General features: G+C 68.7%; 21 protein-coding genes, 1 tRNA gene and 2 riboswitches. Of the genes, 7 read left to right on the forward strand and 15 right to left on the reverse strand.

The features are described 5' to 3' along the window. Positions 1-207: 207 nt before the first annotated feature. From cobF to SSA01S_RS07880, 6 genes are read right to left on the reverse strand one after another with little or no spacing between them, the layout of a single operon-like run. Complete coding sequence (gene cobF, locus SSA01S_RS07855) at positions 208-963, reverse strand: precorrin-6A synthase (deacetylating) (RefSeq protein ID WP_061779949.1); 756 nt, start codon at positions 961-963, stop codon at positions 208-210. Continuing rightward, a complete protein-coding gene (gene cobA, locus SSA01S_RS07860; protein WP_061779950.1) occupies positions 960-1,682 on the reverse strand; it encodes a uroporphyrinogen-III C-methyltransferase in 723 nt (240 codons plus the stop codon). Before cobA ends, cobF begins: the two co-directional genes overlap by 4 nt. Then, positions 1,679-2,986, reverse strand: a complete 1,308-nt coding sequence (locus SSA01S_RS07865; protein WP_061779951.1) for a cobyrinic acid a,c-diamide synthase CobB — start codon at positions 2,984-2,986, stop codon at positions 1,679-1,681. The genes cobA and SSA01S_RS07865 overlap by 4 nt, the downstream gene beginning before the upstream one ends. Next, entirely contained in the window at positions 2,983-3,747 is a 765-nt protein-coding gene (gene cobM, locus SSA01S_RS07870) for a precorrin-4 C(11)-methyltransferase (protein ID WP_061779952.1), read from the reverse strand. The genes SSA01S_RS07865 and cobM overlap by 4 nt, the downstream gene beginning before the upstream one ends. Continuing rightward, on the reverse strand, positions 3,744-4,112 hold the full coding sequence (locus SSA01S_RS07875; protein WP_334316361.1) for a cobalamin biosynthesis protein: 369 nt from the start codon (positions 4,110-4,112) through the stop codon (positions 3,744-3,746). The genes cobM and SSA01S_RS07875 overlap by 4 nt, the downstream gene beginning before the upstream one ends. Beyond that, positions 4,094-5,293 (reverse strand): bifunctional cobalt-precorrin-7 (C(5))-methyltransferase/cobalt-precorrin-6B (C(15))-methyltransferase, encoded by a 1,200-nt coding sequence (locus tag SSA01S_RS07880; RefSeq protein ID WP_061779953.1) that lies wholly within the window; start codon positions 5,291-5,293, stop codon positions 4,094-4,096. Before SSA01S_RS07880 ends, SSA01S_RS07875 begins: the two co-directional genes overlap by 19 nt. On the opposite strand from SSA01S_RS07880, the gene SSA01S_RS07885 reads away from it, so the two are divergent. Beyond that, on the forward strand, positions 5,292-6,038 hold the full coding sequence (locus SSA01S_RS07885) for a cobalt-precorrin-6A reductase (RefSeq protein WP_061779954.1): 747 nt from the start codon (positions 5,292-5,294) through the stop codon (positions 6,036-6,038). The two genes, SSA01S_RS07880 and SSA01S_RS07885, sit on opposite strands and share 2 nt — an antisense overlap. Here the strand turns inward: SSA01S_RS07885 and cobJ are convergent. From cobJ to SSA01S_RS07920, 7 genes are all read right to left on the reverse strand, one after another. After that, complete coding sequence (gene cobJ / locus SSA01S_RS07890) at positions 6,014-6,763, reverse strand: precorrin-3B C(17)-methyltransferase (protein ID WP_061779955.1); 750 nt, start codon at positions 6,761-6,763, stop codon at positions 6,014-6,016. The genes SSA01S_RS07885 and cobJ overlap by 25 nt on opposite strands. Beyond that, entirely contained in the window at positions 6,760-7,485 is a 726-nt protein-coding gene (gene cobI, locus SSA01S_RS07895; RefSeq protein WP_061779956.1) for a precorrin-2 C(20)-methyltransferase, read from the reverse strand. The genes cobJ and cobI overlap by 4 nt, the downstream gene beginning before the upstream one ends. Next, entirely contained in the window at positions 7,482-8,111 is a 630-nt protein-coding gene (locus tag SSA01S_RS07900; protein WP_061779957.1) for a precorrin-8X methylmutase, read from the reverse strand. The genes cobI and SSA01S_RS07900 overlap by 4 nt, the downstream gene beginning before the upstream one ends. Then, complete coding sequence (locus SSA01S_RS07905; RefSeq protein WP_061779981.1) at positions 8,111-9,235, reverse strand: ferredoxin-like domain-containing protein; 1,125 nt, start codon at positions 9,233-9,235, stop codon at positions 8,111-8,113. Before SSA01S_RS07905 ends, SSA01S_RS07900 begins: the two co-directional genes overlap by 1 nt. Next, the gene (cobN, locus tag SSA01S_RS07910; protein ID WP_061779958.1) at positions 9,232-12,618 is read right to left on the reverse strand and encodes a cobaltochelatase subunit CobN; all 3,387 of its coding nucleotides are present in this window, start codon (positions 12,616-12,618) and stop codon (positions 9,232-9,234) included. Before cobN ends, SSA01S_RS07905 begins: the two co-directional genes overlap by 4 nt. Before the next feature lie 4 nt (positions 12,619-12,622). Further along, positions 12,623-13,660, reverse strand: coding sequence for a cobalamin biosynthesis protein CobW (gene cobW, locus SSA01S_RS07915; RefSeq protein WP_061779959.1), 1,038 nt, complete (start codon positions 13,658-13,660; stop codon positions 12,623-12,625). Between the two features lie 179 nt (positions 13,661-13,839). Further along, positions 13,840-14,038, reverse strand: a riboswitch (cobalamin riboswitch). 25 nt (positions 14,039-14,063) lie between these two features. After that, positions 14,064-15,119 (reverse strand): HoxN/HupN/NixA family nickel/cobalt transporter, encoded by a 1,056-nt coding sequence (locus SSA01S_RS07920; RefSeq protein ID WP_061779960.1) that lies wholly within the window; start codon positions 15,117-15,119, stop codon positions 14,064-14,066. Positions 15,120-15,291: 172 nt separating this feature from the next. Further along, positions 15,292-15,492, reverse strand: a riboswitch (cobalamin riboswitch). 107 nt (positions 15,493-15,599) lie between these two features. On the opposite strand from SSA01S_RS07920, the gene SSA01S_RS07925 reads away from it, so the two are divergent. Continuing rightward, positions 15,600-16,157: a septal ring lytic transglycosylase RlpA family protein gene (locus SSA01S_RS07925; protein WP_061779961.1), complete on the forward strand. Its 558-nt coding sequence runs from the start codon at positions 15,600-15,602 to the stop codon at positions 16,155-16,157. A gap of 582 nt (positions 16,158-16,739) precedes the next feature. On the opposite strand, the gene SSA01S_RS07930 is transcribed toward SSA01S_RS07925, so the two are convergent. Beyond that, positions 16,740-16,816, reverse strand: a tRNA-Pro gene (locus SSA01S_RS07930). A gap of 192 nt (positions 16,817-17,008) precedes the next feature. Here SSA01S_RS07930 and yajC point away from each other — a divergent pair. The 4 genes from yajC to SSA01S_RS07950 are packed head-to-tail and all read left to right on the forward strand — an operon-like array spanning position 17,009 to position 20,341. Beyond that, entirely contained in the window at positions 17,009-17,341 is a 333-nt protein-coding gene (gene yajC / locus SSA01S_RS07935; protein WP_058717106.1) for a preprotein translocase subunit YajC, read from the forward strand. 4 nt (positions 17,342-17,345) lie between these two features. Further along, the gene (secD, locus tag SSA01S_RS07940) at positions 17,346-18,950 is read left to right on the forward strand and encodes a protein translocase subunit SecD (RefSeq protein WP_061779962.1); all 1,605 of its coding nucleotides are present in this window, start codon (positions 17,346-17,348) and stop codon (positions 18,948-18,950) included. 16 nt (positions 18,951-18,966) lie between these two features. After that, positions 18,967-19,947 (forward strand): protein translocase subunit SecF, encoded by a 981-nt coding sequence (gene secF / locus SSA01S_RS07945; protein WP_058753480.1) that lies wholly within the window; start codon positions 18,967-18,969, stop codon positions 19,945-19,947. A gap of 10 nt (positions 19,948-19,957) precedes the next feature. After that, a complete protein-coding gene (locus SSA01S_RS07950; protein ID WP_061779963.1) occupies positions 19,958-20,341 on the forward strand; it encodes an Mth938-like domain-containing protein in 384 nt (127 codons plus the stop codon). Here SSA01S_RS07950 and SSA01S_RS07955 read toward each other — a convergent pair. Further along, the gene (locus tag SSA01S_RS07955) at positions 20,323-21,510 is read right to left on the reverse strand and encodes a glycosyltransferase (RefSeq protein ID WP_061779964.1); all 1,188 of its coding nucleotides are present in this window, start codon (positions 21,508-21,510) and stop codon (positions 20,323-20,325) included. The genes SSA01S_RS07950 and SSA01S_RS07955 overlap by 19 nt on opposite strands. 243 nt (positions 21,511-21,753) lie before the next feature. Between SSA01S_RS07955 and SSA01S_RS07960 the strand changes: the two genes are divergently transcribed. Then, positions 21,754-23,193 (forward strand): S41 family peptidase, encoded by a 1,440-nt coding sequence (locus tag SSA01S_RS07960; protein WP_082794993.1) that lies wholly within the window; start codon positions 21,754-21,756, stop codon positions 23,191-23,193. Positions 23,194-23,232: the final 39 nt, after the last annotated feature.

The raw sequence follows: 23,232 nt of genomic DNA on the forward strand, positions 1-23,232 counted from the left end.
TGAGCTTGTGGCCTTTCCCTCCCCCATCCAAGTTGCGGGTGAACGATGCCCCGCATCGTTCAGGCCATGCCGGGGGCATGGCCGACCCGCAACTCGCCTGCGGGAGGGGAGCGTCCTGGATCTGAGCGATACGCATTAAGCCCCTCCTCCCGGCAGGGGGGAGGGGTTTGGGGTGGGGGCCCAGCCACAGGCGAGATGGTGTCCGCATCATCCCACCAAATCCCCACCCCGCCGCAGCAGATACACGTCCATCACCCACCCATGGACCCGCCGCAACTCCGCCCGGCGTGCGACGATCCGCTCGGCGACATCCGCCAGCCGCCCGGCCTCGACCGCCGCTTGCGCCATGCCCAGATACGCGCCCCACCAGATCACCGCATCCGGCTGATCCAGCGTGGTGAACGCGCATCCGCCGTCGAGCATCACCGCCACGCTGTCCGCCCCCTCGGGCCAGCCGCCCTCGCGCAGGCGCCGCCCGGTCGTCACCATCACTGGCGCGCCGACCGCGTTGAACGGAATGGCGTGCGCGGCGCAGAGCAGTTGCAGGCTGGTGATCCCCGGCACCACCGTGACCCGCTCGACCGCGATCAGCCGCCGCGCGATCCGGATGGTGCTGTCGTAAAGCGACGGATCGCCCCAGACGAGCAGCGCCACCCGCCCGCCCTGCGGCAAGTGCGCCGCGATCTCCGCCGCCCAGCATCCGGCGATCGCGTCGTGCCAGCGCTCGACCGTATCGAGATACGCCCCCTCGGCGGCGCGAACCGGCAGGTCGAACTCGACCACCCGCACGCTTGTGCCCGCCAGCACCTGCGCACAGATGTCGCGGCGCAGGTCGATCAGCTCGGCCTTGTCTTCCTTGCGCGGCAGCAGGATCAGGTCGGCAGCACGCATCGCCGTCTCCGCCGCGCGGGTCAGGTGATCGGGATTGCCCGTGCCGATGCCGATCAGGTCGAGATGGATCACAGATCCTCCATCAGCGGACCGTAAAGGATCAGTGCGGCCTTGTCCGACACCCCCTCCGCCAGTTGCGCGGCCAGCGCACCCACGGTCGCGCGGGTCAGCCGCTGGTCGGGGCAGCCGACATGCTCGGCCATCAGCGCAGGGGTCTCCGACGACAGGCCCGCCGCGACCAGCGCCTCGGCCAGCGCAGGGAATGTCCGCTTGGGCATGAACACCACGGTCGTCGCGCCCGCATCCGCCAGCGCCGCCATGTTGCGATCGGCGGGCAGCGCGCCGGTGACGTCATGACCGGTCACAAACTGCACCCGTCGCGCCGCGTTGCGCCGGGTTAGCGGAATGCCCGCCGCCGCCGCCGCCGCGCTCGCCGCGCTGACACCGGGGACGATCTCGAAAGCGATGCCCGCCGCCTTCAACGCGGAAATCTCTTCCTCCAGCCGCCCGAAGATGCCGGGATCGCCCGACTTCAGCCGAACGACTTGGCTGCCGCTTAGCGCATGATCGACCAGCAGCCGGTCGATCTCGCCCTGCTTGGGCGAGGCACGGCCCGCACGCTTGCCGACCGCGATCAGTTCGGCATCGGCGCGGCAATGGCTCAGCATCGGCCCGGCGGCGAGATCGTCGAACAACACGACATCGGCCGCGCCAAGACAGCGCACCGCCTTCAGCGTCAGCAGTTCGGGATCGCCCGGCCCCGCGCCGACAAGGGAGACGAAACCCCTCACCACCAGCGCGCCACCAGATGGAAGAAGGTGCCGGTCACGGTCCCCCGCCGCGATCCGGTCTCCGGCACCGCCTCGCCTTGCGCATCGACGACATGGGCGAGCGGCGCATCGGGCTGTTCCAAGACAGTCGAGTAATGAAACTCATGCCCGCCCAGCACCGCCCCCTCGGGCATCCCGGCCACCTCGCCCAGCAAGGTCGCGCGGCGATAGCCGAGATGCATCTTGCGCTTGGCATAGCTGGTGACGAGGCCGAGCAGCCCCGCCATCCGGTGGCTCACCCCCTCCGCATCGATCAGCGCCTCGCCCAGCGCCATATAGCCACCGCACTCGCCATGGATCGGCTTGGTCGCGGCATGAGCGGCGAGCCCCGCGCGGAATGTCTCCGCCGCCGCCAGTCGCCCGGCGTGGAGTTCGGGATAGCCGCCCGGAAGCCAGACCAGATCGGCCGACGCATCGGGTGCTTCGTCGGCGAGGGGCGAGAAGGGCAAAATCTCCGCCCCGCCCGCACGCCAGCCCTCCAGCATATGCGGGTAAACAAAGGAAAAGGCCGCGTCCTGCGCCAGCGCGATGCGCTGCGCGGGCGGTGGCGGCAGGGTGCCGGACGCGGGCGTGACGGGCTTGGCATAGGCCGCCGCGCGGACCGCCGCCAGATCGACATGCGCCGCTAGGAACGCCGCATAGTCGCCGATCAGCCGATCGAGTTCGGGATGCTCGACCGCCTGCACCAGCCCCAGATGCCGTTCGGGCAGGACCAGATCGCCGCGCCGGGGCAGCGCGCCGAAGACCGGCAGGCCGATCTCCTCGAAACCCAGCTTGGCCAGCCGCTCGTGACGCGGGCTCGCCACCCGGTTGAGAATGACGCCCGCCACCCGCAACTCGGGATCATAGCGCGCAAAGCCCAGCGCGGTCGCCGCCGCCGACTGGGCCTGTCCGGACACATCGATGACGAGGATCACCGGCCAGCCCATGCGCCTGGCCGTCTCGGCACTGCTGCCCATGCCGGTTGCGCCCGGCCTGGCGACGCCGTCGAACAGGCCCATCGAGCCTTCCGCCAGCACCAGCTCGGCATCGGCACCGCGTTGACCCAACGTATCGAGCAGCGTCGCCGGCATCGCCCAGCCGTCGAGGTTGAACGACGCCCGCCCGCAGGCCGCACGGTGAAAGGCGGGGTCGATATAGTCGGGGCCGCTCTTGAACGGCTGCACCGCCACGCCCGCATCGCGGAACGCGCGCAGCAGGCCCAGCATCACCGTCGTCTTGCCGGTGCCAGAAGCGGGCGCGGCGATCATCAGACCTGGTGTCATACGAGGCTGTTCCCGGGACGATAGCGGCGGTCATAGCCCTCCGCGTACAAACGACTCTCGGCGAAATCGCTTGGGGCCAGCACGCGGCCGACCAGGATCAGCGCGGTCCGCTCCGGCCCATCGGCGGCCGCCTGTTCAATGGTGGCCAGCGTCGCGCGGACGATCCGCTGCTCGGGCCAGCTGGCGCGCCAGACGATCGCGACCGGGCAGTCCGCGCCGTAATGCGGGGTCAGGTCGGCCACCACCTTTGCCAGATTGTGGATCGACAGATGGATGGCCAGCGTCGCGCCGGTCGCGGCGAAGGCGGTCAGCGACTCGCCCTCCGGCATGGCGCTCGCGCGGCCGGGGGTGCGGGTCAGGATCACCGATTGCGCGATGCCGGGCAAGGTCAGCTCACTCTCCAGCGCCGCCGCCGCCGCCGCGAAAGACGGCACGCCCGGCGTCACCGAGACGGGGATGCCCAGTTCGCGCAAGCGCCGCACCTGCTCGCCCATCGCCGACCAGACCGACAGGTCGCCCGAATGGAGGCGGGCGACGTCCTGCCCCTTGGCATGGGCGTCCGCGATCTCGGCCATGATCTCGTCGAGCGTCATCGGCGCGGTGTTCACGATCTTCGCACCCGGCGGGCAATGCGCCAGCACCGCCTCCGGCACCAGCGAACCGGCATAGAGGCAGACCGGGCAGGCGGCGATCAGATCGCGGCCTCGCAGGGTCAGCAGGTCGGGGGCGCCAGGTCCGGCGCCGATGAAATGGACGGTCATTCTTCAGGTCCTTGAGCAACGGCGCAGGTCGCCATGCGGTCGGAGGAAATCACACGGGCTACGGTGATCCGCGCCCCCGGCCCGGCGGCGGCAAGGGCTGCGGCTTCGGCGACGCTGCCGACGCCGCGTGCCGCCATGCTGATGCTGGAATGGGTCGGGGTGTCGACGCCTTTCAGCAGATCGGCGGCAATGCGGAGAACGGCCAGCCCCTCGGCCTCGGCAAAGGGCGTGATCACCCCGGCCCGGTCAGCGGGCACGGCCAGCGCATCGGGACGCATGCCGGTGGCGGCCAGCGCGCTGCGGAAGGACTCGGAGGTCGCCTCCGCCCGGCATCCGAACCCCGCGATCACCATGCGACCCGCCATTGCACGATGGGATAGCTCGCCTTCCACCCGCGCTTGGTGCCGAGCGGACGCGCGCGGGCCAGTTCGATGCGCAGTAATTCGCCACCGAAACGGGCGTGACACTCGGCCAGCAGCGCCTCGGTTTCCAGCGTGACGGCATGGGCGACGAGGCGACAGCGCGGCAGCGTCTGCAGCGCCTCGACCAACGGGCGCGACAGGCCGCCGCCGACGAACACCGCATCGGGATGCGGACGCTCGGCCAGCTCCGAAACCGCATCACCCTCGATTAGGTCCAGCCGGGTCAGGCCCAGCCGCGCGGCATTGTCGGCGGCGCGGGCCAAGCGCGCGGGATCGCGCTCGAAGCCGATAGCGCGGGTGGTCGGGTCGCTCAGCAGCCATTCGATCGCCACCGATCCCGATCCGGTGCCGATGTCCCACAGCAACTCGCCCGGTCGCGGGGCGAGCGCGGACAGGGCGAGCGCGCGGACGGGACGCTTGGTGATCTGTCCGTCATGCGCGAACCAGTCGTCGTCCAAGCCACTCGCACGCGGCAGGATACGGCCCGGCCCGACAGGTTCGATCACCACCGCGACCGGGTGGACGATGTCGGTCCAGTCGAGCGCGTCCGCCGTGCACGCCCGCACCCGCTCGCGCGGGCCGCCCAGCGCTTCCAGTACGGTCAACGCGCTGTCGCCGAACCCCTGTTCCGCCAGCCATGCGGCCAAGCCGGTCACCGACGCGCCGTCGCGCATCAGCGCCAACACCCGCCGCCCCGGGGCCAGATGCGGGCGCAGCGTCTCGACGGGCCGCGCGTGAAGGCCGACGCTCTGGATGGTCTCGACCGGCCAGCCCAGCCGCGCCGCCGCCAGCGACAGAGTAGACGGGGCCGGATAGGCGACCCACTCGCCCGGCTCCAGATGGCGGGTCACCACCGACCCCGCCCCGAACCAGAAGGGATCGCCCGAGGCGAGCATCACCACCCGCTCGCCCCGCCGTTCGAGCAGCATGGGAACGCCATCGGCAAACGGAACGGGCCAGACGATCCGCTCGGCCCGGCCCTGCTCGGCCAGCAGCGACAGGTGACGGGGGGCGCCCATCACGCTATCGGCCGCCAGGATCGCGGCGCGCGCGGGGGCGGTCAGGCCGTCCCAGCCATCCTCGCCGATGCCTACGATCGTCAGCCACGCCTGGGAGTCAGCCATGCGCCATATCCTTCTGCTCGGCGGCACGACCGAGGCGAGCGCCTTGGCCACCGCGCTGGCGGCGCGCGGCGAACGCGCGGTGCTGAGCTATGCGGGCCGCACCGAAGCTCCGCGCGCGCAGGCGATCCCGACGCGGGTCGGCGGGTTCGGCGGTGTCGAGGGACTGGCCGACCATATGCGCCGCGAAGGCGTGACCCATCTGGTCGACGCCACCCATCCCTTCGCCGCGCGGATCAGTGCCAATGCGATTGCGGCGGCGGAGTTGGCGGGCGTACCCCTTCTCGCGCTGACCCGACTCGAATGGGTGGAGACGCCCGGCGACCGCTGGACTCGCGTGGCAGATACCGAACAGGCGGTGGTCGCGCTCGGCTCCGATCCGGCGCGCATCTTCCTGGCGCTCGGTCGCCAGACCATCGGCGACTTCGCCAGCGCGCCGCAACATTTCTACCTGTTGCGCTTCGTCGATGCCGCCGCGCCGCCTGCGCTGCCCCGCCACCATCTGGTCGTGGACCGTGGCCCCTTCACACTGGCGGGCGAACTGGCGCTGCTGCGCGAGCACCGGATTCAAATGGTGGTCGCCAAGAATGCCGGAGGCTCCGGCGCACGGGCGAAGCTCGACGCGGCGCGCGAAATCGGGCTGCCGGTCGTGATGATCGACCGGCCCTTCATCCCGCCCCGCCCGCAGGTCGGCAGCGTCGCAGCCGTGCTGGACTGGCTGGATCACGGCGTCGTCCGGGGGGTGTAGAGGATCGGCTGGCCAGCGTGCGGGATCATCCGCGTACGGCTGGAGCCGATGATGACGACGGTGCGCATGTCGGCCATCTCGCCGCGTGCTTGCGGAAGCGGCACGATACGCAAATGCTCCTCCGGCGTGGAAACCGCGCGGGCGAACAGCACCGGACGCTCGTCGCCGCATGTCTCACGGAGCAGCGCAAAGGCCGCATCCAGCGCATCGGGCCGCGCCTTGGACCGGGGATTGTAGAGCGCGATGGCGAAATCCGCCTCTGCCGCCAGCGCCAGCCGCCGCTCGATCAGCGCCTGCGGCTTGAGGTTGTCGGAGAGGTTGATCGCACAGAAATCATGGCCCAGCGGCGCCCCCGCCCGCGCGCTCGCCGCCAGCATCGCGGTGATGCCGGGCAGGACACGGATGTCGAGATCGTGCCAGCGGGCGGGGTCTTCCTCCACCCGCTCGAAGATCGCCGCCGCCATCGCGAACACCCCCGGATCGCCCGAGGATACGACGACGACGCGCCGCCCAGCTTCCGCCATCTCCAGCGCGTGGAGCGCCCGGTCACGTTCGACCCGGTTGTCGCTGGCATGACGGGTCAGACCGGGCCGCTCGGGCACGCGCGCGACATAGGGGATATAGCCGACGACATCGGTCGCCTCGGCCAGGACCGCCGATACCTCGGGCGTCACCATCGCCTCCGCGCCCGGCCCGAGCCCGACGACGATCAGCCAGCCGCTCATGGCCGCCGCCCCTGTCCGTGGATCAGCGCGATGGAGAAATAGGGGGCGGGAGCATCCTCTACCTCTGCCAGTCGGCGGACGCGCTCCCCGGCCTGGGCGGCATGTTCGACCAGCCAGGCCTGCTCCGTCCGTCCCGCCGCCGCGATCGCGCGGCGCAGCTTGGGCAAATGGCGGCCGATCTTCATCACGACCAGCGCATCGGTCTCGGCGATGCGGCGGGTCAGCTCCGGCTCGGGCAGGGTCGCCATCGCGACGGTCAACACATCGTCGCCCCAGGTGATCGGCGCGCCGCTGGCGGTCCAGGCGCCCGACATGCCGGTGATGCCGGGCACAACCGCAACCGGCGCATGGTCCTTCAACCGGCTGTGCAGGTGCATGAACGAGCCGTAGAAGAACGGATCGCCCTCGCACAGCACCACCACGTCCTCGCCGCCCTGCGCCAGCGACAGGATATGCGCGGTGCACTCCGCATAGAAGGCCGCCAGACACTCGTTATAGCGCGGGTCGGTGAACAGGATCTCGGTCGTGACCGGATAGTCCATCGGATATTCGACCACGTCGGCCCGCAGCATTCCGTCGACGATGGTCCGCGCATGGCCCCGCCGTCCGCTTTTACGGAAATAGGCGACATGCCTCGCCCCGCGCACGAGCCGGTCGGCACGGACGCTCATCAAGTCCGCTGCGCCGGGCCCCAGCCCAACCCCGTGAACGGTCCCCGTCATTCGGCGCGGCTCGCCAGCGCGTTGATCGCGGCGACCGTGATCGCGCTGCCGCCGGGGCGGCCCTTGACGATAGCGCAGGGCACGGGCTGCGTCTCCCAGAGCGCGTCCTTCGACTCCATCGCGCCGACGAAACCGACCGGACAGCCGATGATCGCCGCCGGGCGTGGGCAGTCGGGGTCTTCCAGCATGGTCAGCAGATGGAAGAGCGCGGTCGGCGCATTGCCGATCGCGACTAGGGCACCGTCCAGATGCGGCCGCCACAGCTCCAGCGCGGCGGCGGAACGGGTCGTGCCCATCTCTTTCGCCAGCACGGGCACGGCGGGATCGCGCAGGGTGCAGATCACCGGATTGTCGGCGGGCAGCCGGGCGCGCGTGACCCCCTCGCTGACCATATGCGCGTCGCACAGAATCGCCGCGCCGCTCGCCAGCGCCTGCCGCCCCGCCACCGCGAAACCGGCCGAGAAATGGATCGACGGCGCCAGCTCGACCAGCCCGGCGGCATGGATCATGCGCACCGCGACCGGCTCTTCCTCCGCATCGAAGCGGGCCAGCTCCGCCTCGGCGCGGATGATGGCGAAAGACTGGCGATAGATCGCCGCGCCATTGGTTTCGTAAGTGTACGGCATCAACAGGCTCCGAGAAGCGCGACCACCCGCTCGGGCGTCAATCCGGTGTGAAGGGGCGCGGCCCCGGCGCGGGCGTTGCGGGCCAGATCGAAAGCCCCTTCCCGCCCGGTCAGCACCCAGTCCGCCGCCCGTGCCCGTGCGCAGCCCTTCGCGCAACCCGAGACGTGCAAATGACCGTCGATCAGCGGCGCGAGGCGGGCGGCGAGCTCGCGGGTTGCGACGCTCGCCTGTGGACAGGCGGGCGCGCCGACACAGGCATCGACGTGAAGGATCGGGCTGTCGGCGAGGAGCATGTCGGCGGCGGGGGCCGGTGCGATGCCTTCCGCGACCAGCAACCGCCAAGGGGTCAGGCGGACGGCGCAACCATGTGTGCGGACAAGGGCGGCCAGCGACGCGGCCGCGATACGGCCGAAGGGTAGACCATAGACCGTGCCGATCGGATGCACGCCGGGCTGCATCGGCACGCCGAACGGAGCGGGCTTGGCGTCACCCTGGGCCCAATCGGGCAAGGCCGCCTCATGACGCGCCATACGCCCCGCCGTGCGGCCGCCGCTTTCGACGAACCAGTGCGCCAGCCGGATCAAGGCATCGACAGCGGTCGCGGGCGTGATGGTCACGCCCCGCGCGCGCGCGTCAGCGCGTAGCAACAAGCCGCCATCGGCAGCCCGCTCGACTCGAAAATCGCCGGACGCTGGCATCAGCACCGTCGCAGGCCCCACATCGACCACGAAGCCCACCTTGCCCGGCAGCTCGGGCAATTCGACCAGTCGCGCCCGCAATTCGCTGGCGATGGCATGACTATCGTCGCCCTCACGCCAATCCGGGTTGATAAGCATCGCCCCCCGCCCCTCCGACACCGGATCGGGATCGACCAGCCCCAACGCCTGCAACTCCGCCAACAGCATGGGCCAGCCGGTCTCGGTCACACCCCGGATTTGCAGGTTCGCACGCACCGTCAGGTCGATCTGGCCATTGCCGTGGCGGATCGCGCCCGCGCACAACCCTACGGCCTGTTCCGCCGTCAACCGTCCCAGCGGCGGGCGAACGCGCACCAGCAACCCGTCGCCCGCCATCATCGGCCGCCACGCATCGGGGCACCAGCCCTTGACCACAAAGCCGCTCATGCCGCGCCGTCCAGCATTGCGAGCACCGAATTGCGCCGCGTCGGCCACAGCCCCGCCGCATGAAGCGCCGCAAAGCGCGCCTCCATCGCCTTCAACGCCGCCGGGTTCGCCTGCGCCATGAAGTCGCGCACCGCTTCCTGTGCCAAAGTCGCGTCCCAATACAGGTCGATCAGCGCGGCGGGCACTGCGTCCGCCAGATGCGCGAAGCTGCCCAAATGGTCGAGCGTCGCGGCAATCTCCGCCGCGCCTCGGAAGCCGTGGCGCATCATTCCCTCCACCCATCGCGGGTTGGCGGCACGGGCATGGACGGTGCGCGCGATCTCCTCGGCCAGCGTCCGCGCCTTCGGCATCGCCGGGTCGCGCGTGTCGAGATGATAGAGCGCCGCCGCGCCCTCCCCCAACGCCGCGCGCGCCGCTGCGAAACCCGCCTGATGCGCGGCATAATCGGCGGCGAGCAGCAGATCGCTTTCGGGCAGATCGTGCAGGTGCACGAAGGCCTGCGCCCCTGCCACCCGCGCCGCGATCCCTGCCGCATCGCGCCGGTCGCCATCGTCCAGCGCGGTGGCCGAGGCGGCGAGCCAGCTCTGTCCCGCTTCGATCCGCGCCGCTTCGTCGTAACCCGCATTCGGGTCCAGCCCGATGCCATAGCGTCCCGGCGCGGGGCCATAGACGCGCGGGGTCGCCTGCCCGACGAAAGGATTCGACTCCGTCTCTTCGTCCCGCTGGCCGAGCGCCCGCACCGCCTGCCCGAACAGCGCGACCAGATGCGGGAAGGCATCGCGGAACAGCCCCGACACGCGCAACGTCACATCGACGCGCGGCCGGTCGAAGCGCATCAGCGGCATCACCTCGAACCCCGTCACCCGTTCGGAGCGGTGGTCCCACACCGGCTCGACCCCGATCAGGTGCAGCGCCATGGCGAATTCCTCGCCCGCCGTGCGCATCGTCGCCGAGCCCCAGAGATCGACGATCAGGGTGCGCAGGTAATCGCCCTCCCCCTGCATATGGCGGCGGAGCAGTTCCTCGGCGAGCTTCACGCCCTGAAGATGCGCGGCCCGGCTCGGCACCGCGCGCGGGTCGATGGCGTAAAGGTTGCGCCCGGTCGGCAGCACATCGGCGCGCCCACGATAGGGCGAACCCGAAGGCCCCGCCGGAACGCGCTTTCCGTCCAGCCCGGCGAGCAGCCCGGCCCGCTCCGCCGCGCCCTGTTCACCGCGACCAAAGACGTGAAGCCCCTCGCCGAACTGACTGTCCTTCACATCGCAGACAAAAGCGTCGATCCGAGCGAGCGGGTCCTCCGCCCCCGCCAGCCCCAGCGTCTCGCCCAGGCCGACGCTGTCCGCCTCCTCAGCAATGCTCGCGCGCAACCGGTCGCGGCGGGCGGGGTCGAGGCCATCGGCATTGGCATATTCGTCGAGCAGCGCCTCCAGCCGCCCCAACCCCGCGCCCGTCCCCGCCTGCACCAGCGCGGGAGGGACATGCCCGATCGTCACCGCGCCCAGCCGCCGCTTGGCCTGCGCCGCCTCACCCGGATCGTTGACGATGAAGGGATAGAGCACCGGCCAGTCGCGCGTCAGCGCCTCGGGCCAGCAGGCGTCCGACAGCGCGACCGCCTTGCCGGGCAGCCACTCCAGCGTGCCATGTGCGCCGACATGGATCAGCGCATCGATCCCTTGCGCGCGGAGCCAGAGATAGAAGGCGACGTAACCGTGACGCGGGCAGCGCGAGAGGTCGTGATACTCCTCCGCCCGCACATCTCGCCGCCCGCGCTCGGGTTGCAGCGCGACGATCGCTTTCCCCAACGCCAGGGCGGGGAAGTGAAAGGTGTCACCCTCCACCAGTGGATCGTCCTCGACCGCGCCCCAGCTGTCCAGAAGATCGGCGCGCAAGGCTTCGGGCAGCGCGGCCAGCGCCTCACGGTACGCAGCCACCGGCCAAGCGATGCGACTCTCCAGCAACGCTTCGGGCAGGTCGGCCGGGCACGCCACGTCATAACCCGCTTCGCCCAGATCGGCGAGGATCGCCGCCGTCGAGGCAAAGCCGTCCAGCCCGACCGCGTGCGCGGCCTGCCAGTCCTTGCCCGGATAGGTCGACAGCAGGATCGCCATCCGCCGCTCCACCGCCGGGGTCGTCGCCAGCCTCGCCCAGCCCGCCACCTTATCCGCCACCGCCGCGATCCGCTCGGGCTCGGCACGGTGGAGACGCAGCGCGATGTCGAAGTCGGGGTCGCGCTCCCCGGGCTGCTTGAAGCTGACCACGCCTGCAAACAGGCGTCCGTCGATCTCGGGCAGGACGACATGCATGGCGAGGTCGGCGGGCGACAGGCCCCGCGCCGCGCCCTCCCAACCCGCCCGGTCGCTGGTGGCGAGCGCGACCTGAAACACCGGTACGCCCGCGCCGTCGAGCGGGGTGGTGTCGTCCTCGCCGCGTGCAGAGAAAGCGGTGGCGTTGATGATCGCGGCGGGGGTGAGGGCTTTCACCCAGCGCGCGATCCAGGGGCCTGCGCCCTCGGCCTTCAGCGAGGGGACGAACAGGGCGACGGGGTCGAAACCGCGTTCGCTCAGGGCCGTGTGGAGGGCTGCGATGGGTTCGAGATCAGCGGCGGTGAGATAGGCGCGGTAGAAGGTGATCAGGACGCGGGGGCGGGTTGCGGTCAGCAGGGTTGCGGCCGGGCAGGACAGGCCTTCCGGTGACCAGCCTCCAACGGGCGCCACTTGAAAGCCCCTCTCCCGGCAGGGGGAGGGGTTGGGGAGGGGCAAGGCCACGGGCGACGTCGCTCGTGGAGACGGCCCTCCCCCATCCCCTCCCGCCTGCGGGAGGGGCGTGCTCGGGGCGACCGTTCCGCGCAAAAGCCCCTCTCCCGGCAGGGGGAGGGGTTGGGGAAGGGCAAGAGCCCCAAGCGATGCCGCTGCTGCAAGCTCTGCTAACGCCATCGCCGCCGCCTGCGCCCCGCCCGCATCGCACAGCGCCGTCAACCGCCGCACCACCGCTTCATCGACCGTAGACGTCGCCATCAACCGCCGATCCTCGCGCCCGTCCGCTGCCAGCACCACCAGCGCAAGCCCCCGCTCGCGCGCCAGCCGTTCGACCTCACGTAGGCCGTAATCCCAATAGGCCGCCCCACCGATCAACCGGATCAGGATCGCCTTCGCGTGCACCAAAGTCTGCTCGACATAGGTGTCGACCGACAGCGGATGGACCAGCGCCGCCAGATTGGCGAGCCGCAGCGACCAGGGGAATCCCCCGGCCCGCCAGCCCGCCGCAAAGGCGCTGAGGTCACTGTCGGAGAAGGACAGCACGACCACGTCACCGGGACGCTGCCCCAGATCCTGTGGAACCGCCTGTTCCTCCAGCCCATGGCTCTCGCGAAATACGAGATGCACGTGTTCAGCCCTTCAGCACGGCCTCGATCGCAGGCCGGTCGATGCGGTCATGCTCGGCGATGACGACAAGCTGCGTGCCGCGCGGCTCGCCCGCACCCCAGGGCCGGTCATAGCTGGTGCGCACCCTGCGGCCGACCGCCTGGACCAGCAAGCGCATCGGCTTTCCTGCGACCGCCGCATAACCCTTCACGCGCAGGATATCCTGCTGTTCGGCCAGCGTGACGATGCGTGCGGCGATCGCCTCGGGGCTCTCCACCTCGCCCAGCATCACCGAGATGCTGTCGAAATCGTCATGCTCATGATCGTCCGCGCCGTCATGGTGCGAGGGACGCGCGGCGATGTCGTCCTCGGCGGCGGCCTCCAACCCCAGCACGATCTCGACGGAGACGATACCGTCGACCGCCTCGACCATCGGCAGCGGGCGCGGCGCCTCGGCGGCGATGATTTCCCGCGCCTTGGCGACACCCTCCGGCCCGGCGAGGTCCGCCTTGGTCAGCAGGACGATGTCGGCGCAGGCCAGCTGGTCCTCGAACACTTCCGACAGTGGCGTTTCATGGTCGAGGCTGGGGTCGGCGGCGCGCTGCGCCTCGACCGCATCGAGATCGGGGGCGAAGCGGCCCGCAGCCACCGCCTCCGCATCGGCCAGCGCCACCACGCCATCGACGGTAATCCGCGAGCGGATGGCGGGCCAGTCGAAGGCCTTCAGCAGCGGCTTGGGCAGCGCCAGGCCCGAGGTCTCGATCAGGATGTGATCGGGGCGCGGCTCCATCGCCAGCAGCTTTTCGACCGTGGGGATGAAATCGTCGGCGACTGTGCAGCAGATACAGCCATTGGCCAGCTCGACGATATTCTCGGCCGGGCAGTCAGGGATGGCGCAGGATTGAAGGATGTCACCGTCGACGCCCAAAGTGCCGAATTCGTTGACCACCACCGCCAGGCGACGGCCGCCCGCATGGCGGATCAGATGGCTGATGAGCGTGGTTTTCCCTGCGCCCAGAAAGCCGGTGACGATGGTGACGGGGACCTTGCTGAGGTCACGCATGGTAATTCTCCGACGCGCCGGACGAGCGAGCGCGGACGGGGCCTATCGCCGGAGCGGTGACGAACGGGCGCGCGACATGCGTCCACCCCGCTATACCGGCGACCGATGCGGCCCCGGCCGCATGGCTTCGTCGCTCCCCGACGGAGAACCGTGCCCCGACCACCCCCTGGGCCCAGGCAAGAGCGACCATGACGCCGGCAGGTCTCCTGGCTCGCGGGTCAAAGCGAAGGGATGCGCCTTCCCGGATCACTCCAGTGGCCGTGCCCTCATAGGAGCACCAGCATCGCTCGCTCACCGCTTACAGTTGCAGGGACAGCCGGGGATTTGCACCCCATTCCCGTTAAAGCCCTTGCGGGCACCGGCGCGATCTTCGGAAGGCTTGTCACCCTCCGATCAGCGGCATTTATCCCGCCGCGCCGGGCTTGGCAATTCGCGCCTCCATCGCCGCGAATCCGCGCCAGCGATAGAGGAGGAAGCTTGCCCCCCAGCAGAGGACGAACAGCCCGACGATGGCAAAGCCCAGCACATTGAAATGCTCGGACAGCGCCGCCGCATAGCGGAACGGCCCCGCCGTCCAGCCGAACCGCTCGGCGAGCAGCGCGGTCGCCTGGATGCCGCCGATCACCAGCGCGACCAGCGCGGAGACCAATGTGATCGTCATATTGTAGTAAAGCTTGCGAAGCGGATGAACGAACGCCCACTCATAGGCACCCAGCATCACCAGCCCGTCGGCGGTGTCGATCAACGCCATGCCGACCGCGAACAGCACCGGAAACACCAGGATCGTCGCGAGCGACACGCCGTCCGCCGCATGCGAGCCCGACAGGCCAAGGATCGCCACCTCGGTCGCGGTGTCGAAGCCCAGCCCGAACAGGAACCCCAGCGGCGCCATATGCCAGCTGCGCCGGATCAGCCGGAACAACGGTCGGAACAGCCGCGACAAGGGCCCCTGCCCCGAAAAGAGCATATCGGCATCCGCCTCGGCCATCGGCTCGCCGCGCGCGACACGGCGGAAACGGGTCCAGACGTCGCGCAGGATGATGAGGTTCATGATCGCGATGGCGAACAGGAAGCTGGCCGAGACGATGGTTGCGATCGTCCCGCCGCTCTGCCCGAACGCCTCGAAGTCGGACAGGGTGCTGGCGGCGAGCGCGACCGTGGTCGCCGCGATCAGGACGATGGCGGAATGGCCGATGGCAAACCACAGGCCGACCGCGATCGGCCGCTGGCCGTCCTGCATCAGCTTGCGGGTGACATTGTCGATGGCGGCAATGTGATCGGCATCGACCGCATGACGCAGACCCAGGCTGTAGGCGAGCAAGGCGGTGCCCAGCATCAGGCTGTTGCCCGCAAAGACGCTCAGCGCCCAGCCCCAGACGGCAATATTGATGACGACCAGCGCGCTCATCAGCAGGGTGACGCGGCGTTTCAACGATGGTCGGGCGGAAACTTCGGACATGGACGAATCACGCTTTTAGGGCGCCGTTGCGACTCGGGAAGACCTTTCCGCTGTCGCGGCGGTTCCCCAGCTTCGGCGGGCGCACGCCGGGCCGGGTTCCGATTCAGGTCGCCCTATGGCGTCGCTCGCATGATACAATATATCCTAGCCATGACCATCCCCTGGGTCGTGGCAAGAGCGACTCGCTTCGGCAGGTCTCCTGGCTCGCGGGTCGAGGCGAATGCGATGCAGCCTTCCCGGAGCATGTCTCCAGGGGCCGTCCTGATGGACCGGCATCGCTCGCTCACCGCTTACAGTTGCAGGGACAGCCGGGGCCTTGCACCCCATTCCCGTTTTCAGCCCAAAGGGGGGCACCGATGCGATTGATCGGACCGGCTGAAAGCCCGCCCTGCCCGCACGCTACTATGCGGCCAACCGAGGCGCAAACCGCTTTATCGCGCGCCCCGCGCGGCCTAATCGGGCACCATGGTTTGGAAAGCGATGCGCCGATGCACCCCGGCGGCGGCGGCCCTGCTCGCCGCCTGTTCGGGCGGGAATTACCGGCCGGTCAGCGACTATCCGGTCCGGATCGGCAAGCCCTATACGGTGCGTGGCATCACCTATGTCCCCGCCGAGGACGCGACCTATGACATGCTGGGCTATGCCAGCTGGTATGGCAACGAATCAGGCAAGCGCACCGCGAACGGCGAACGCTTCCGCCCCGGCTGGGCGACGGCGGCGCACACCACCCTGCCGCTGCCCAGCTATGTCGAGGTGACGGCGCTCGACACCGGGCGGCGGATCATCGTGCGGGTCAACGATCGCGGGCCTTTTGCGGGATCGTCGCGGATCATCGACCTGTCGCGCGGTGCTGCCGAGCAACTGGGCCTGCGCGCGGTCGGCAAGGCGGCGGTGCGGGTACGGGTCGTCGAGCCGGACGAAAAGGACCGCGAACGCCTGCGCCACGGTAAGGCGGCACGGCCTTTGCCGCCGGTCTCGGACGCGGTGCGGGCGAACCTGCTGTCGCAGATCGCGACGGCGGGGATGACGGTGCGGTAGAACGACGCGTTTCGCCCAATTGCAGACATTCGGGCCTCACGTATAGTTCGGCCATGCGGCTCACCTGTCTACTGCAAGCTGTTCTCACGCTTGCAGCGCTTGCTGCATGCGGGTCGACCCCGACGACGTTGTCACCGTGCTGGCGCGCGGCCGATTTGCAGCAACGCGAGCGCTTCCGTGGCGCAGTCCTAATCTTTGCTGGTTACGATCAAAGGCCAATGATTTTTCCGGTCGCATGCGACGGTGGTGTCACGGTCGACCTGCCAGACGGTGTGGTTCTTCCCGGCTATGGAGGTGCGGACTTGAGCGTTCCTCCCGAGCGCCTGTTCTATGAGGCTCAAGTCGACGGAGAAGTGGAGGGAACCGCGTTTGGCAGGCCTAGCGTGCGGCTAGACCATGTGGGTGAACCACGACAGATGGTGCCGCGCTGGTTGCGGAGGAATGTCCGCTAACCACCCAAAGTAGACATTGAACCTGCGCCAATGCGATCCGCGATGGCGGCGGGAAAACCGGATACGCCAAAAACGAAAAAAGCGGGCTTTCGCCCGCTTCGTCGTCTTACCACCGATGTCAGTAGAAGATTGGTCGGGGCGACAGGATTCGAACCTGCGACCCCCACACCCCCAGTGTGATGCGCTACCAGGCTGCGCTACGCCCCGACCGAGCGGCGGCCTTTAGGCGGGTTGTTCGGGACATGCAAGCCTTGATGTGCAGATAGTCGACACCCCACATCGGCGTCTCCATTGCGCCTGTCCGCCTGCGATGGTAGCGGGCAGGCTATCCGACATGGGGGCTTGTCGATCGTCATCGGTCGACCGGTGCCCGTGCCCATTCAGCATAGACGGGTCCGAATGTTCATTCCCTTCACCGCCCAGGCCGCTTCCGGGGCCGCATCCAGCGGAGCCGCCTCGTTCCTGAGCCTCGCGCCGCTGCTCCTCGTTTTCGTCGTCTTCTATTTCCTGATGATCCGTCCGCAACAGCGCCGCATGAAGACGCTGCAGGCGTCGATCGAGGCGGTCAAGAAGGGCGATCAGGTCACCACGGCAGGCGGCATCGTCGGCAAGGTGACCCGCGTCGAGGACCAGCTGGTCGAGGTCGAGATCGCGCCGAACGTCCGCGTTCGTGTGGTCAAGGCGACGCTGACCGACGTCATCGACCCCACCGCCAAGCCCGCGAACGACTGATCCCATGCTGGATTTCCCCCGCTGGAAGGTCGCTTCCATCGTCGCGTTCCTGGCGGCCCTGTGCCTGCTGGCGATCCCGAGCTTCCTGCCCGAGAGCATGACGGACACATGGGGAGCGATCCCCCATCCGCGTATCAGCAAGGGTCTGGACCTGGCGGGCGGCAGCTATCTGCTGCTGGAGGCGGATACCGACGATCTCGCCAATTCGCGGCTGGAGACGATGCGCGACCAGGTCGCGGCCGAGATGCGGCGCGGCACCCCGCGCATCGACATCGGGGACATCTCGGTCCGGGGCGGCCAGCTCAGCTTCATGCTGCGCGACCCGTCGCAGGTCGACGCGGCGCGCGAGCGGCTGCTGTCGATCACCGGCGGCGGTGCGGGCCTGACCGGCCAGCGCGAATGGGATATCTCGGTCGTCGACACCTCGCGCTTCGTGCTGAAGCCGACCCAGGCGGGCCTGACCCAGGCGATCGACACCGCGATGAAGACCGCGACCGAGGTCGTGCGTCGCCGTATCGACGAACTGGGCACCAAGGAGCCCACCATCCTGCAGCAGGGCACCAACCGCATCGTCGTGCAGGTGCCCGGCCTCCAGAACCCACAGGCGCTGAAGGATCTGCTCGGCAAGACTGCCAAGCTGGAATTCAAGCTGGTCGACACCACCGCCAACCCTGCCGACCTGCTGAAGGGCAATGCCCCGGCCGGTAGCCAGGTCCTGCCCTATCCGGGCAATCCGCTGGGCATTCCGGTGATCGCGGTGAAGCGTCCGGTCGTCATCTCGGGCGATCAGCTGATCGACGCGCAGCAGACCTTCGACCAGCAGACCAATGCGGCACAGGTCGCCTTCACCTTCGACGGACAGGGCGGCCGCAAGTTCGCGCGCATCACCCAGGAGAATGTTGGCAAGCCGTTCGCGATCATCCTCGACAACAAGGTGATCTCGGCCCCGAACATCGAAACCCCGATCCTGGGCGGTCGCGGCGTCATCAACGGCAACTTCACTGCCCAGTCGGCCAACGAACTCGCCATCGCGCTGCGCTCGGGCAAGCTGCCGATCGACCTGAAGGTCATCGAGGAACGCACCGTCGGGCCCGACCTGGGCGCCGACTCGATCCGCGCGGGCATCCTGGCCTCGGCGATCGCGGCGGTCGCGGTGATCGTGTTCATGGCCGTCACCTATGGTCGGTTCGGCATGTATGCGAACCTGGCGGTGGTCATCAACGTGCTGGTCATCCTGGCCGTCATGGCGATGATCAAGGCGACATTGACCCTGCCCGGCATCGCGGGCTTCATCCTGACCATCGGCACCGCGGTCGACGCCAACGTGCTGATCAACGAGCGTATCCGCGAGGAACGCAGGCGGGGACGAAGCGTCGTCCAGTCGGTCGAGCTGGGCTATAAGGAAGCCAGCCGCACGATCTTCGAGGCGAACGTCACCCATGCGATCTCGGGCATCATCATGCTCGTGCTCGGCTCGGGCCCGGTAAAGGGTTTCGCGGTCGTGCTGCTGATCGGCATCGTGACCAGCGTGTTCACCGCCGTCACCTTCACCCGGATGCTCGTGGCGCTATGGTTGCGCCGCGAAAAGCCCAAGACCATCAACATTTGAGGCAGGAGAACAGATCATGCGCCTCCTGAAACTCGTCCCCGACAACACGAACATCGACTTTGTCCGCCTGCGCGGCTGGGCGTTCGGGCTGACGCTCGCGCTCACCCTGCTGGCGGTCGGGGTCACGTTCGCCAAGGGCCTCAATCTGGGCGTCGACTTCGTCGGCGGCCTGATGATCGAAGAAAAATTCCCCAATCCGCCGTCGGTCGACCGGGTCCGTTCGGTCATCGACGGGCTGGGCGTCGGCGAAGCCAATATCCAGACGGTCGGCGACGGCCGGACCATCAGCATCCGCCTGCCCGCTCCCACCTCGAACGACGATGGCGCGACCAATGCCGTCGTCCGCAAGGTCGAGGCCGTGCTGGGCCAGCAATTCCCCGGCGCGACCTTCAGCCGTTACGACACGGTGTCGGGCAAGGTTTCGGGCGAGCTCATCAAGCACGGCGTGCTGGCGGTCGTCCTGGCGGTGCTGGGCATCGGCCTGTTCGCCATCTTCCGCTTCGAATGGCAGTTCGGCGTGTCGACCATCGTCGCCATCGTGCACGATCTTCTGGTGACGCTGGGCTTCTTCGCGGTCACCCGTTTTGAGGTCGACCTGACGATCATCGCGGCGTTCCTGACCATCATCGGCTATTCGATCAACGACAAGATCGTCATCGACGACCGCATCCGCGAGAATATGCGCCGCTATCGCAAGATGGACATGCGCGAGATCATCAACCTGTCGGTGAACGAGACACTGCCGCGCACGGTCATGACCTCGGTCACGATCCTGCTGGCGCTGATCGCGCTGCTGCTGCTGGGCGGCCATGTGCTGCGCGGCTTCACCGCCGCGATGATCCTGGGCATCGTGGTCGGCACCTATTCGTCGATCTACGTCTCGTCCTCGCTGCTCATCACGCTAGGCCTGCGCGCCGAGCCGAACCGCGAGAAGCCGGGCACGACCGACAAGCGCAAGGTGTCCGACGCCGAGCGCATCACCCCGCGCGAGGGCTGAGTCGCACAATATGAGCGACTCGATCCGCATCACGCGCGATCCGACCGCGCCCGGCCCGATCGTCCGTGGCTTTGCCGCCACGGGCTATCGGGTCGGCGAGATCGCCTATCCGGCGCTGCTCCTCGCGCCCGACTGGCATGAGCCCTGGAGCCCCCCGCCCTTCGACTCGCTGACCGCCGAGGCGGTGGCCGCGCTGGTCGACGAGGCGCCCGAATTCCTGCTGCTCGGCACCGGTGCGAGCTTGCGCCGCGCGCCCGCCGCCTTCGTCGCCGCGCTGGAAGCGCGTGGTCTGGGCGTCGAGGTGATGGACAGCCGTGCCGCCGCCCGCTCCTGGGGCGTGCTGCGGGGCGAAGGTCGCAAGATCGTCGCCGCCCTCTACCCGCTCGACGCCTGACTTCTTACCGCCACCAATTCCGCTAAATGCGAGTGCAGTGCCGCTGCATTGGCCGTCCAGGTAAAGTCGCGCACCGCTGCGCGCGTCGCCCACGGCTCGGGCGGTTGATCGAGCAACTCACGAATCGCGGTCGCAAAGGAGTCCGGGTCCGCTTGCGCGATCCGGCCCGCTGCGCGGCTGGTCACGACATCGGCCGCGCCGCCCGCCGGGGTGATGACGACCGGCGTGCCGCAGGCCAGCGACTCGACCCAGGCATTGGCGAGCCCTTCGGACACCGACGCCAGCGCCATCACGTCCGCCGCCGCCAGCCACTCCGGCAGCGCGGCATGGGGCACACCGCCGATCAGCCGCACCCGGTCCGCCACGCCCGCCCGCTCCGCCCGTGCGGCCAGCGCGCCGCGCTCAGCCCCCTCGCCGATGACGACCAGCGTGACGCTGGGCAGGCGCGCGACGGCGTCAATCACCACGCCATGCCCCTTGCGCGGGATCAGCGCGCCCAGCGCCACGACCAGCGGCCCCGCGATGCCCAAGGCCTGCTTGGCCGCGAGACGCTCGACCGGCTGGAACCGCGCCTGGTCGACCCCGGTATGATGCACCCGGATGCGATGCCGCGAGACGCCGAGCGCCGCGACATCCTCGGCCATCGCATCGCTGACCGCCAGCAGGCCATCCGCCTGCGCCGCCGCGCGCGCGACCTGGCGCCGCGTGGCGGGCATGTGGCCCCAGTGATGGATATCGGCCCCGCGCGCCTTGATCGAGACGGGCACGCCATAGCGCCGCCCCAAGGCCACCGCCGCCGGACCATCGGGAAAGAAGAAGGATGCGTCGATCACGTCGAACCGCTGCTCGTCGCGCAGCCGGTCGAGCACGGGGACCAGCGCCCGGCGTAACGCCGCGACATGGAATCGCCCACCCGTCCCCGGCAGGGTGGTGAAGCGCGGCCGCGATACGTCGAGCCCGGCCCAGCTTTCCCGGCTCGGCAAAGCCGCCTGCGCCCGGAATCGCGCCGATCCCGCCAGCGGCCAGACCGGCAGGCCGATCGGCGCGACCACCCGCACCGCCACGCCCGGCCGCGACGCCAGTGCCGCGGTCTGCCGTTCGACGAAGATACCGAAATTGGGCCGCGTCGCATCGGGGAACAGACTCGACAGGGTCAGGACATGCATCATCCGCTCTTCCGATCCCCATCACCGCCTTCGACCAGCTTGGCCGAGCTTTGTTCGTAACCGCCCCGGGCGATGATCGCCACGATGTTTGCGCGTCAGCATCGTCTTGTCAGCACGGGATACGTCATGGCAGCGTAAGATTGTCGATCGATGATCGGCACCCGCTCGAATCGTTCATGCGCCGGACAGTTCGACACGGACACATTGACACGGCGGGATGGAGTCATCCCGTTCGAGGGGGTTTTCATGAAGCAGATGGGACGGTTCGGCGCGCTTTTGGCTTTGACGGCCATGCTGGCAGGTTGCGGCGATGGCGGCGGCGGCAGCGGTGGTGGCGGCCAGATCGTATCCGGCGGCGGTGGCGGATCGACGGCGGTCGCGGGATGTTCGCTGCGAGACCGCCAGAACTGGGTGCTAGCCCAGATGAACGAATGGTATCTCTTCCCGGAGACGCTGCCGACCAGCCTCGACCCCAGCCAATATACCAATATCAGCGACTATATCGACGCGCTGTCCGCGACAGCGCGCGCCCAGCGCAAGGATCGCTATTTCACGCACATCACCTCCATCAAGGAGGAGGACGCCTATTACAATTCCGGCTCGGACGCCGGGTTCGGCTTTCGCCTGACCGCCGACTCGACCCAGACCAAGCTGATGGTCGCCGAATCCTTCGAAAGCGGTGTCGCGCTGGCCGCCGGGATCGATCGCGGAACCGAGATTCAGGGGATCGGCACCTCCAGCTCGACCATCCGCTCGATCTCGGACATCGTGCGCGCCGACCAGAATAACGGAATCGAAAACGCACTCGGGCCCGATACGGCGGGGACCACCCGCGTGCTGCGCGTCGCCGATCCGTCGGGCAATGTCCGCAACGTCACGCTGACCAAGGCCAGTTATACCATCCAGCCGGTCTCGCCCAATTACGGCACGCAGGTGATCGTCGAAAACGGCCAGCGTTACGGTTACATAAACCTGCGCACTTTCATCAGCACCGCCGATCCACAACTGCGCGCCGCCTTCGCGGCCTTCAAGCAGCAGGGGATCACCCAAGTGATCGTCGATTTGCGCTATAATGGTGGCGGCGCAGTCAATATTGCCGACCTGTTCAACAACTTGCTCGGCGGCGCGCGTCAGAAGACGGACGTGCTGGGTTATGTGACGCTGCGCCCCAGCAAATCGGCGCAGAACGAGACGGACTATTTCGCGCCACAGCCCGAATCGATCGCACCGACCCGCATCGCCTTTATCGGCACCGGTGGCACCGCCTCGGCGAGCGAATTGGTCATTAATCGCAGCTTGCCCTATATGGGATCGAACAGCGGCCTGATCGGCGCCAACACTTATGGCAAGCCGGTGGGGCAGATCGGGCTCGACAATGCGGCTTGCGACGACCGGCTGCGCGTCATCGCCTTTGCCTCCCAAAACGCCAATCGCCAAGGCGATTACTATGACGGGCTGGCCAGCCGGATGAGCGCCACTTGCCAAGCGGGCGACGACCTGACCCGCCGCATGGGCGATCCGCAGGAAAGCTCGACCCGCGCCGCGCTCAACTTTCTGCAGGGCAAGAGCTGTACGCCGATCAGCACATCGTCGTTCCGCGCACTGTCAATCAGCGACGGCCCGCGCAAGCTGGTTCAGCCAAACAATCCCTCGCCAGCGCAGCGCGACGTGCCCGGACTGTTCTAAGCCCGCAGTCTTAGCCGACGAACCACTCTCACCCTTCCC

It is taken from the genome of Sphingomonas sanguinis NBRC 13937, assembly GCF_001591005.1.
Taxonomy (GTDB): Bacteria; Pseudomonadota; Alphaproteobacteria; order Sphingomonadales; family Sphingomonadaceae; genus Sphingomonas; species Sphingomonas sanguinis.